Origin of the sequence: Okeania sp. SIO3B5, from assembly GCF_010692555.1 — a bacterium.
Classification (GTDB): Bacteria; Cyanobacteriota; Cyanobacteriia; order Cyanobacteriales; family Microcoleaceae; genus Okeania.
Genome location: NZ_JAAHHG010000300.1, coordinates 1 through 12,081, shown reverse-complemented (window position 1 = coordinate 12,081; position 12,081 = coordinate 1). Strand labels below are relative to the sequence as shown.

At 38.1% G+C, this 12,081-nt stretch carries 9 protein-coding genes; 6 read left to right on the top strand and 3 right to left on the bottom strand.

All coding sequences use genetic code 11. The annotated features are described in order from the left end of the window. The coding region (locus F6K54_RS29270) for a hypothetical protein (RefSeq protein WP_293085639.1) at positions 1–282 on the top strand (282 nt) is incomplete at its 5' end. A gap of 229 nt (positions 283–511) precedes the next feature. Here F6K54_RS29270 and F6K54_RS29265 read toward each other — a convergent pair. The 3 genes from F6K54_RS29265 to F6K54_RS29255 are packed head-to-tail and all read right to left on the bottom strand — an operon-like array spanning position 512 to position 1,416. Continuing rightward, complete coding sequence (locus F6K54_RS29265) at positions 512–847, bottom strand: transposase family protein (protein ID WP_293085636.1); 336 nt, start codon at positions 845–847, stop codon at positions 512–514. A gap of 1 nt (position 848) precedes the next feature. Beyond that, positions 849–1,007, bottom strand: coding sequence for a transposase family protein (locus tag F6K54_RS29260; RefSeq protein ID WP_293085633.1), 159 nt, complete (start codon positions 1,005–1,007; stop codon positions 849–851). After that, positions 1,000–1,416: a transposase family protein gene (locus F6K54_RS29255; protein ID WP_293085631.1), complete on the bottom strand. Its 417-nt coding sequence runs from the start codon at positions 1,414–1,416 to the stop codon at positions 1,000–1,002. The genes F6K54_RS29260 and F6K54_RS29255 overlap by 8 nt, the downstream gene beginning before the upstream one ends. Positions 1,417–1,718: 302 nt before the next feature. Here F6K54_RS29255 and F6K54_RS29250 point away from each other — a divergent pair, with 302 nt between their 5' ends. The 5 genes from F6K54_RS29250 (at position 1,719) to F6K54_RS29230 (ending at position 11,654) form a co-directional block, all read left to right on the top strand. Next, positions 1,719–7,109: an ATP-binding sensor histidine kinase gene (locus tag F6K54_RS29250; protein WP_293085629.1), complete on the top strand. Its 5,391-nt coding sequence runs from the start codon at positions 1,719–1,721 to the stop codon at positions 7,107–7,109. Positions 7,110–7,581: 472 nt separating this feature from the next. After that, positions 7,582–9,042 (top strand): ATP-binding protein, encoded by a 1,461-nt coding sequence (locus tag F6K54_RS29245; RefSeq protein ID WP_293085628.1) that lies wholly within the window; start codon positions 7,582–7,584, stop codon positions 9,040–9,042. 290 nt (positions 9,043–9,332) lie between these two features. Continuing rightward, complete coding sequence (locus F6K54_RS29240; protein WP_293085625.1) at positions 9,333–9,824, top strand: hypothetical protein; 492 nt, start codon at positions 9,333–9,335, stop codon at positions 9,822–9,824. 439 nt (positions 9,825–10,263) lie between these two features. Then, positions 10,264–10,851, top strand: a complete 588-nt coding sequence (locus F6K54_RS29235) for a hypothetical protein (RefSeq protein WP_293085623.1) — start codon at positions 10,264–10,266, stop codon at positions 10,849–10,851. Further along, entirely contained in the window at positions 10,851–11,654 is an 804-nt protein-coding gene (locus F6K54_RS29230) for a DUF1822 family protein (RefSeq protein WP_293085620.1), read from the top strand. The genes F6K54_RS29235 and F6K54_RS29230 overlap by 1 nt, the downstream gene beginning before the upstream one ends. The last annotated feature ends 427 nt before the right edge of the window (positions 11,655–12,081 follow it).

The following is a 12,081-nucleotide window of genomic DNA, read 5'->3' as shown; positions in this document are numbered from 1 at the left end:
AGTGATGATGATAGCTTTGGCGGAGGTAGTAGCGATGGTGGAGTATCGGGAGCTAATTGGTCTGAAACCACTAGCAGCATTAGTTCTGAAAAGTTTGGTGGAGGCAGTAGTAGTGGTGGAGGAACTGGTAGTAGTTCCAGTAATTATAGTGTGACTAGCAGCAGCAGCTCTGGAAACTATAGTAGCAGTAGCAGTTCCAGTAGTAGTTATGATAGTAGTAGCAGTAGCAGTAGTAGCAGTTCTGGAAGTGATAGTAGTGATAGTGGAGGTTGTGATTACTAATATCATCCCGGATAATTAGTGATAAAAAACTTTCTCCTTTTGTGTTTGTTGGGTTGCGCTACCGCTTAACCCAACCTACTTATAATTAATTGTCCGAGGCGATCGCTTCTTCGCTATTAGCTGACAGCTAGTTAAAATTGAATATTTTTAGAATAATAGACTTGTCGCTAAATAAAACCTGAAAAGTGGCGATCGCAAAATTGTCAAATCGTGGGTTACACCCATCAATCTATGCTACCATCAAGTAGAAATTCCAGAGTCCTACAGCAGTTAACATTAGGCGATCGTCTAAATCTTTGATCCGATTTCTGTAGATTGCTGTTGTTGCATTGTATCTTTTGACACCTGATATCGTGTGTTCACACTTGACACGAACTCTACTTTTTTCTCTGTTTGATTGTTTCTGTTTGTCTGTTAATTCTTTCTTTCTCGGCTTTTTCGTGGGTATTTTGATGTTCACAAATTCTTTCTGTAATCCCTGAAAGCCTGAATCCACATGAATTTTCACTTCATCAGGCACAAATTCTACCAGTTTTTCTTCATCTAGTTGCCGTTTGTCATGCACCTTACCCTCTCGTGATGAGTGAAAGCACTAAGACTCTCTTATTCTCGTCTGTCATAATTAAATGTTTACGAGTATGACGCTTTTTTTTACCTGAGTAATGATTTTTTTGCTTCTGTTGCTCTTTTGGACGTTGAATTGGCCGTTCTGTGCCATCAATCATTACTTATGCAGGCAGATTTCCATCTGGTAATGAATTCTCCGACGCTTTCCAATTTACGTTCTGGTAAGGCCATTTTTTTTCCCAATGACTTCTCCAGTATTGATTGTAGTCTTAACATCCAACGATGTGCTCGACTGCGGTGTAAGTCAAACAATACTCCGGCCACATCAAAGGTAGGATAGCATTTAAAATAGAACAAAATAAAAAATAGCTTATATGAAGCTTGTAGCAATCTGGCTTTTCTACCTCCCCCTCTGGCTCGGAGTCGAGGCTTTTGGGTGGTGGCGATCGCTTCGCTGTTAAGTTGGACAGAAAAAGCTGGCAACAATTCATCAAATGCCTTACGGTTTAGTCCAGTTAATGCCCTTAACAGTCGGTCTTCTTTAAGCACTCGATTGATGTCTAGCATTTTTCCATCTCATCTAGTAATACCAATTCTTACTTTACCTTATTAAGCGACAAGTCTAATATACATCTCCAAATAATAAAAAATCAAATCAATTATCGTACAGAAATTATCAATTATTTCCCCCTAATCCATACTCTCTACTCCATCTTTTCCGGAGATGTCTAATATATTTTTTCTCATTTGTATAATTAATTTGATCGAATTAGTTAATTATACAGACTAACCATGATTTGTTTGGCAATTGAAATCTAAATCAGATAAAATAGTACTCATATATTTAGCCTAAATTCCTGGTGATAGTGATGCTAAACTTAGCTGGTTATCAAGAAATCAATCAAATTTATACCGGACAACGCACAATGGTTTATCGAGCAATTCAAGAAACTTCTAGGCAACCGGCGATCGTCAAAGTCTTACGCAACCCTCATCCTAGCTTTAATGAATTGGTTCAATTCCGCAATCAATACACGATCGCCAGTCACCTGGAACATCCAGCTATTATTAAATGCTTATCCTTAGAACCCTATACTAATGGTTATGCCTTAGTAATGGCCGACTCAGGAGCGATTGCTCTGTCTGATTATTGGCCGACTCAAAACCATTCCCTCAACGAATTTCTCCACATAGCCATCCAACTAGCAGAAGCTCTCCAATATCTCGCTCAACAACGTATTATCCACAAAGACATCAAACCTGCGAATATTCTCATCCACCCTGAAACTCATCTAGTCAAACTCATCGACTTCAGTATCTCCACTTTACTACCAAAAGAACAACAACAACTGATCAACCCCAATATTCTCGAAGGAACCCTGGCCTACATTTCCCCCGAACAAACTGGACGCATGAATCGAGGGATTGACTATCGCACCGACTTCTACTCTCTCGGTGTAACATTTTTTGAGCTGCTAACCGGAAAATTACCGTTTGATACCCGCGATCCCATGGAACTTGTGCATTGTCATCTGGCAAAAATGCCAACTGTATTAGAAAATGGGGAAGAAATACCCCAAGTACTGTCAGATATTGTGATGAAGTTGATGGCCAAAAATGCTGAGGAGCGATATCAGAGTGCTTTTGGCTTGAAATACGATCTAGAGCAATGTCTACAGCAGTTAGAAACTATAGGAAAGATGATATCATTTGAGCTGGGAGAGAGAGATGTGTGCGATCGCTTCCTGATTCCTGAAAAACTTTACGGACGAGAATCAGAAGTTAAAGTGTTACTAGATGGCTTTGAACGCGTTGCCAATCCTCCCCTTAGCAAGAGGGGAGTACAATCCCCCCCAACCCCCCTTAGCAAGGGGGGAGTAGAAATGATACTTGTGGCAGGATTTTCAGGAATTGGGAAAACGGCAGTTGTCAATGAAGTTCACAAACCCATAGTTAAGCAACGAGGTTACTTTATCAAAGGTAAATTTGACCAGTTCAATCGTAATATTCCCTTTTCCGCTTTCGTGCAAGCTTTCCGAAATTTGATGGGACAGTTGCTAGGAGAGTCGGATGCTAAACTAGCTAACTGGAAAGCTAAAATCCTCAAAGCATTAGGAGAAAATGGACAGATAATCATTGAAGTGATTCCAGAGCTGGAAAGAATTATTGATCAACAGCCACCCGTTGCCCCACTCTCTGGTAGCGCAGCACAAAATCGCTTCAATCTACTGTTTGGCAAATTCGTGCGGGTATTTACTACCAAAGAGCATCCTCTGGTGATTTTTCTCGATGATTTACAGTGGGCAGACTCGGCATCGCTCAACTTACTTAAATTGTTGATGGATGAATCGGAAACAGGCTATCTATTGGTATTGGGAGCTTATCGTGACAATGAAGTTTTTCCAGCTCATCCATTGATTTTGACTTTAGATGAAATTAAAAAACGGGGCGCTAACATTAATACGATAACTTTAGCTCCTCTGGAAAAGTTAGATATTACTCGTTTGGTTGCTGATACGTTGTTGTGTTCTGTGGATGTTGCTTTACCTTTATCTGAGTTAGTGTATGATAAGACTAAGGGAAATCCGTTTTTTACAACCCAATTTTTGAAAGGGTTATATGAGGATAACTGTATTACATTTGAGGCAGATGCAGGGTATTGGCAGTGTGACTTAGCACAAACACGACAGTTGGCGCTGACGGATGATGTGGTAGCATTTATGATAGAGCGATTGCGAAAACTACCGTCAGCAACTCAGGCAGTTTTGAAACTGGCAGCTTGTATCGGTAATCAATTCGACTTAGGAACGTTGGCGGTGGTATGCGAGGGCACTCAGGAACGAGTGGCAAAAGATTTGTGGCGAGGGTTGCAAGAAGGGTTTGTTATTCCAGAAAGTCAAACCTATAAATTTTTCCAGGGAATGCAGAACGAAGAAAATGAGGTAGAAACCATTTCAGTAAGCTATCGGTTTTTGCACGATCGCGTTCAACAAGCAGCTTATTCATTGATTTCTGAAGAGAAAAAACAAGCAACGCATCTCAAGATCGGCCGTCAACTTTGGCATAATATTCCGGATAGTGAGCAAGAAAATTATCTGTTTACCATTGTTAATCATCTTAATATCGGATGTGATTTAATTTTAGAACCATTGGAACGCGACAAAATTGCACAATTGAATTGGCAAGCAAGTCAAAAAGCCAAGGTTTCTGTTGCTTATGAAACCAGTCGTCGCTATTGTTACGCTGGACAACTATTTCTGCATGAACAAAGTTGGGAAACAAATTATTCCCTTTGTTTTGCATTAGCGATCGCGACAATTGAAGCTGAATATTTTAATCATAACTTACAAGTTGCCCAGCAGCTCTGTCAAGAAACTTTAGAAAAAGCTCGTAGTTTGCTTGATCGCATCAAAATTTATGAATTGCAAATTATCTTCAAAATCAATCAGAATCAAATGAACGAGGCGATTTTTCTTGCCTTTGATGCTCTTGTTTTCCTAGACATCTGTTTACCCACCGAACCACAGCAAATTCAAACAGAAATCGAATTACTCCGTCAAGAGATTGCCTTACCAACTGAAGAAATTGCCAATTTAGTAACGCTGGAAATCGTTAATAACGAAGAAAAACTGGCAGTAATTCGCCTTCTGATCAATGCAAATTCTGCTGCTTATATTGCCAATCCCACCTTTTATCCGCTGATAGTTCTTCATACTGTTCGACACTGCATGAAATACGGCCATTCTCCCCTTGCTGCTTCTGCTTACAGTTGGTATGGAGCACTTTTATGCGGATTTTATGGTGAAATTGAAGCTGGATATGAGTTTGGCAAGCTATCCTTACAACTGTTAGAAAAATTCAACGCACGCACCATTGCCGCCAAAGTCAGCAATATGTTTAATGTTTTCATTCGGCCGTGGAAAGAACCCCTCAAGAATGCAGTTGCAGCTCTTCCTGAAGCGATCCAAAGTGGATTTGACAATGGGGATGTGGAGTATGCTTTCTATGGTATTGTTCATTATTGTAACTATTTATTCTATAGTGGCAATCCATTAGAGCAAGTACTTCAAGCCCAAGAACGCTATCTCCCAAGAATTATCAAGGCAAAATACGAATTTCACGAAGGCTTTCTTCGTATTAATCAGCAAGTAGTTGTCAACCTTCTTAGAGAAACAGACGAACCACAGTATCTCCAAGGTTTAGTATTAAATGGGAAAAAATGTTTATCCCAATGGTTGGAAAACAATATTGTTTTTTTGGTTTTGTGCTTTTATGAAGCCCAAACACGGCTTGCCTATTTATTTGAAGATTATATCGAGGCTATACAAGCTGGAGAAAAAGGTTGGCAGTATCGACAAGCTGCTATGGGAACTCTTTATGTATCGGAGCATAATTTTTATTACAGTTTAGCATTGCTGACAAATGGAAAACTCAAGCTGCACGAGAGCGAGCGCGTTGCGGAAAATCAAACCCAATTAAAAAGTTGGGCAGAATTTGCTCCTACAAATTTTCAACATAAATACGATTTGGTAGAAGCTGAAAGATATCGGGTGTTAGAAGACAAACTTCAGGCACTAGAACTATACGACTGCGGCATTACCGGAGCTAAGGAAAACAAATATCTCCAAGAAGAAGCATTAGGAAACGAACTGGCAGCCAAATTTTACCTAGATTGGGGGAAAGAAAAAATTGCTGCTACCTATATGCAGGAAGCATACTATTGTTATGCTCGTTGGGGGGCTAAAGCTAAGACTGATCAACTAGAACAAAAATATCCTCAACTGCTTGCTCCCATTATTCAAAACACTCAATCTCCCCTCAATTTCAACCACACCCTCAACTCTACCAAAAGCCTTGACACTGTGAGTTCTTCTTCTTCTCATTATCTGCTCGATATCGCCTCAGTCATTAAAGTCTCTCAAGCCATCTCCCAGGAAATAGAATTCAATGCGTTGATATCTACACTAATGAACATTGTCCTCGAAAATGCTGGAGCTGACAAAGGTACATTAATTTTAAACAATACTGGTACTTGGGAAATTATTACCCAATGTGAGAAGAACAGTTGTCACCTATCACCTATGCCTCTTGATGATGCCAACAGTCTTCCTCTAAGTATTATTAATACAGTCAAACATACAAAAAAAATTCTCCTAATCAACGATATTAGCCAAAATACCAGCTTCTCTGGAGATACTTATTTGATACAGCAGCAACCCAAAAGTCTCATCTGCACTCCCATCATCAACCAAGGTAAATTAATTGGCCTAATATATCTGGAAAATAACTTCACTGTAGAAGCATTCACCCCAAACCACATTGAAATTCTCAAGCTCCTGAGTGCTCAAGCTGCTATCTCCATCGAAAATGCTCAACTCTATAACACCCTCGAACAAAAAGTTCAACAGCGCACTGCCGAACTATCTAAAGCTCTCGAAGACCTCAAAGCCACTCAAAAACAACTTGTGGAATCAGAAAAAATGGCTGCTTTGGGAGGGTTAGTTGCTGGAGTTGCCCACGAAATCAATACCCCAATTGGTACGAGTATCACTATTGCTTCTACTCTAGCAGACGAAACCCAAAACTTTACCAAAGCTTTAGCTCAAGGACAACTGAAACGTTCTGTACTTAACAATTATCTAGAGTTAGCTGGAGAAAGTACCCAACTGATGTTGAGTAATTTGAGTCGAGCTGGAGAATTAATTCAAAGCTTTAAACAAATAGCTGCCGATCAAAGCAACCTTGAATACCGATGTTTTAACCTCAAAGAATACCTCAAAGAAATTGCTTTAAGTTTAGCTCCCCAAATGAAAACATCTTATACTCTCACTGTAGAAGGGGACGAAACTATTAAAATTGATAGTTATCCAGGGGCCTTGGCTCAAATTGTCACCAATTTAGTCACCAACTCCCTAACTCATGGGTATCCTTCGGAAGAAGCAGGAAATTTTACCTTGGGCATTCGCCAAGAAAGTGATAAAATTCAGCTTGAATATAGTGATGATGGTTGTGGCATTGAAGAGGAAAATTTAGGCAAAATTTTTGAGCCATTTTTCACCACTGCCAGGAGTAAGGGAGGAACAGGATTGGGATTACATATTGTCTATAATTTAGTAACCCAAAAGTTACAGGGAACAATAGAAGTTGATAGTCAGGTGGGTTTAGGCACAAAATTTGTCATAACTATTCCTTTGACTCAGGAGTCAGGTAGGGGAGTGGGGGAGTGGGGGAGCGGGGGAGCGGGGGAGATGGAATATTGAAGTAAGAAGTAATTATAGAATTATCAACATATATGTGTACAGAAGGGAAGAGAATCTTCCAGATTTAAACTTTCTTGCTTTCCTACGGAATGCTTCGCAAACAGCTAGAGGTACTAATAACTAATAACTAATAGACATCTCCAAAAATAAAAAATAGAATCAATTCTTATCCATAAATTATCAATTATATCAAATCCGTTTAATTGGACATAAAAAAATTCTTCAATCGTCATAACTACGCTCATCTTTGTAATTCTTTCTCCTCCTGACTCCTGACTCCTGACTCCTGACTCCTGACTCCTCCTAACTTAACCATTCTATGGCTGTTTAACCGGATTTGATATTATTCCCCTCCTGGGAGGGGTTAGGGGTGGGTTCCCTGTTGCCAGATGAGCTGTTGCCTCTTTTCTGGAGATGTCTAATAACTAATAACTGATAACTGATAACTGATAACTGATAACTGATAACTGAAATGACTACCCACGACGATAACAAGCAGAACAATAACAATATTACTCCTGTTCAGGATGAAGATGATGAGCAACTCTTGCTGGAAGAAGATGACGAACTAATTCTTCTAGAGGACGATGAAATTATTCCTTTGCTGGAAGAAGATGATAACTCATCTCTACAAGTAGAACCTTGGAAAATAATGATTGTGGATGATGACTTGGCCGTTCATCAAGCCACTAAATTAGCCTTGAAAAATTTCGTTTTTGATGACAAACCTCTCTTAGTTCTGGAGGCATTTTCCGCTTCGGAAGCCAAACAGTTAATTTCCGAGCATTCCGATATTGCCTTCATTCTGCTTGATGTAGTGATGGAAACCAATGATGCTGGCTTAAACGTAGTTCGTTATATTCGTGAGGAACTAAATAATAAACGCATCCAGATTGTTTTGCGGACAGGGCAACCAGGGGAAGCACCAGAAGAATATATAATTCGCAACTATGAAATTAATGACTACAGAACGAAGGTTGAACTCACTAGACAACGATTAATTACCAGCACTATCTCTGCTTTACGAGCTTACCGGAATGTTATTGCTGTCGAAGAAAAAAGTATAGAATTGAGCAAAACTTTGAAAACTTTACAGCAAACTCAACTGCAACTCATTCAAACAGAAAAAATGTCTAGCTTGGGCAAAATGATAGCAGGAATTGCTCATGAAATTAATAATCCGATTACTTTTATTTCGGGTAATATTAATTATGCTCGTGAATATGTCCGCGAGCTACTCGAACTTCTTGAACTCTACCAACAAAATTCATCTGTTCCCGTTGCTGCCATAGAAGAGAAACTCGAGGATTTAGACCTAGAATTTTTATCTCAAGACCTAGAAAAACTTTTGGACTCAATGAAAACAGGAAGCGATCGTATTAGTAAAATTGTTCTTAGTTTACGCAACTTCTCCCGTCTCGATGAAGCGCAAATGAAACAGGTAAATATCCATGAAGGATTAGAAAATACTTTACTAATTTTACAACATCGCTTGATAGCTAATGGCTCTTATCCAGAGATTACTGTTGTTAAAAATTATGGAAAACTGGTTCCTATAAACTGTTATGCCAATCAACTCAATCAAGTATTTATGGAAATTTTTAACAATGCCATTGATATTTTAACTACCTCGGAGAATGTGGGAAAAAATCCTACAATTTTCATCACTACTGAAATGAAAGACTCAGAAACTGTACGAGTTAGTATTGCTGACAATGGAATTGGGATGAGCAAAAATATTTGCCAACGAATTTTCGACCCCTTTTTTACTACTAAACCTGTGGGTGAAGGTACTGGACTAGGGTTATCAATTAGTTACCAAATTATCACAGAACAGCACAAAGGACAACTGCAATGTATTTCTCAGTCAGGAAAAGGTACAGAACTTATCATAGATATTCCAGATGGCTCGCCAAATATCGCCAGGGATTGAAATCCTTGGCTAATAGCTTAAGTCATCTGTAATATCATGTCCGGTTGAACAGTTATAAATAAACTATGAAGGAGTCAGGAGTCAGGAGTCAGGAGTCAGGAGGGAAGAAAGAAGAAGAAGGAGAAAGTTTTTTTTATCACTAATTATCCGGACATGATATAAGATGACTCAACAAAAAATTTTTTCAAAATTGCAAAATTATCCCCGCTTCAAATCGTTAAGTAATTAAGAACAGATAATTTTCGGTTTTACATGGCCCAAAATTATCAACTTAACAATTAAAGGAAACAATGACTGTTGTTGCTCTCTATAGTGGGGAAGACTGGCTACCTGAATTGTATGACATACAGTACTTTCCGTTGTTATCAGGTACACCCCGAAGCGGGCAAGATGCCCGCACTACAATATTTTCATCATTTATCCTGTACCTCATTTGCCCGAAATATGCTGTAATTTTGTTGATAGCGATGGCAATTTTGGCTTATGTGACTGATGCAGGGATGGTTTCTGGTTACGATCGCTATCAAAATAGTTTTGCTTTCTTCTGGTTTAGAATTAACCACTTACTTCGGCAACAGAAACTACGAGTTTGTAAGAAGGATTTTTATCAGGAAAAATCTCAATTTGTTCGTGCTTGTCAATATTATGAGGAGGCAGTTAATAACCATAATCAAAGGTTTGAAAATAATGTCAAGTTTGTATCGATTAATATTTATTTTGATGATGTTTATATTCAGCAATTTTATCTATCTGGAAAGGCATCAAATAATGAATTACATTAAGATTTTTTCAGAGTGTTATAGCTAATTTACAAAGAGAATCTAATTTTGTCATTGCGAGGCGAAAATTGAATAAATTAATCTCCTGAAAAAAACATTAATTTAGCCGAAGCAATCTCGTAATTTAACTGTTATGTCAAAGATTGCCACGGGGGGTAATGATTAGAGAAACCAAAATATTTACTTTTCCATTCCCCCTCACAATGACAACAATAAGCACTGGATATTTTTCTTAGATATAACTCTCTAATAAAGTTATTTTGGTAGAAAAAGCAATCCTATATATGGTATTTTTGGAGTTAGTTAAATGGTAAGGTCAAAATATGTTTCTGTAACGCAAATGTGTAATGAAAAATCTAATGATTATTTGCTCCGTGAAGCGATATAAAATTTCTGTAAAGAAACTCCAAGAAGCAGGGAATGGGAGAGAGCTTTTACTACGTTGTGGAGCCTAATTTTACAATGCAAAATACTTGCTACATCCCCACACCCCAAGTATCCAGATTTATTACAAGAGATTCAGTTTGAATTTTCTCAAAGAATATGTAGTGAATTTGAACAAATTCAGGAAGGAAAAAAGTCTCTTTTAGATAATCTGAAATCGTGGATTAATTGGTATGGGTTGCGTCTCGGATACAGAATTAAGGATTTGTATGGTGAAGAAAAGAAAAAATTGCAGAGAGAAACTTCTCTTGATGCACCAATTTCTGGTAGTTACAATGATGCAAATATACCAAATTTAGGAGATGTTATTGCTAGTAATATTCCTGAGCCGATGGAAACTTTAATCCAAGAAGATTTTGAGGAAAAACTATTAGCATCAGAAAAATTAGATTGTCATCCCAAAAAATATCCTCAATGTAATTGTAGGGAAATTACTAAACGGCGTTTGTTAAAAAATCCTCCGCAACAATGGGAAGATATTGCACAAGAATTAGATGTGCCCCAAGGAACAGTATCATCACATTGGCACAGAAAATGTAAGCCACTTTTGAAGGAAATTTATAACGAACTTTTAGGAGGCGAATAATGACTACTATAGATTATCAAACTATGAATATTTCTATCCCTATAGAGGCTCATAATTATGCTCAACAATTTGCAGCACAACAACCTAATAAAGAAAAAAAGACTCAAGTTTATCTGAATACTTTAGTCGTTTATGCTGTAGATAATTTCCTCAAAATGTTTGATATTCCAACCGATTTAGAAGCTTCTGATTCCTGGAATCCGGTAATCCGTCATTATCATAATGTGGCTGATTTGGCTATTGTTAATGTCGGTCAATTAGAATGTCGATTTGTATTACCAGAACAGGATGAAATAGAGTTACCGCCAGAGGTGCTTGAAGATAGAATCGGTTATATTTTTGTTCGGTTAGAAGACAGTTTACAATCTGGGGAAATATTGGGTTTTTTGCCAATTGATGAACCAGACGAAATGCCGGAAGAAGTAGAAATTGATGAGTTAGAAGATATAGAGGTTTTGTTTGAATGTTTGCAACGTTTAGAATCAGCTAATAATGCTTTTACTGCGGATGGCTATCCGGTTTTTGCCAGAGTCAAAGAACGGTTAGAAATAGAAGATTTGACTAATATTATTGCTCAGTTGGAGTGGATTTATCGAACTAAAAAAAATTATGAGTGGCGAGCTGCTGCTACGAATTTGTTTGCGACATATTCGGGTAGCAGTCAACGAGAATTAGCGGATAATTTGATGGGAAGTTCGAGAGAGGATGATGATGAAAATGGGGATATTGAGTTGAGTGACTTAGCAGAAGATTTGATGGATAAATTAGTAGAAATTTGGGAGGAGGGAAATGGGAATTTTTAATATTTAGTTATTGTTTGGCAAGTTCGCCAAATATTGCCAAGGATTGAAATCCTTGGCTAATAGCTGAAGTCATCTGTAAGATGACTCAATCGTAAAAATTTGAGAGAGAAGAGACGAGATTTTTTAACATTTAGTCATCTTTAGATGACTTTTGCTGTGAGCCAAGAAATTTATTTCTTGGCGGATGACAAAGCTCCTTAAGGTCGCTGTATTATAGAACCCATTTGGTATCTTTTAGCTCTCTCCAGAAAAGAGGGAGTAGGGAGTAGGGAGTAGGGAGTAGGGGGGAAATAATTGATGACACGCTCTACAATAATTGATTTTATTTTTGATGATTGGAAATATCTTTCTCCGAAAAGATATATGCTTAAGTTAAGTAATAGGAGCGTACACCTAAATTTTTAGAGATGCGCTTAGGGGTTCTATA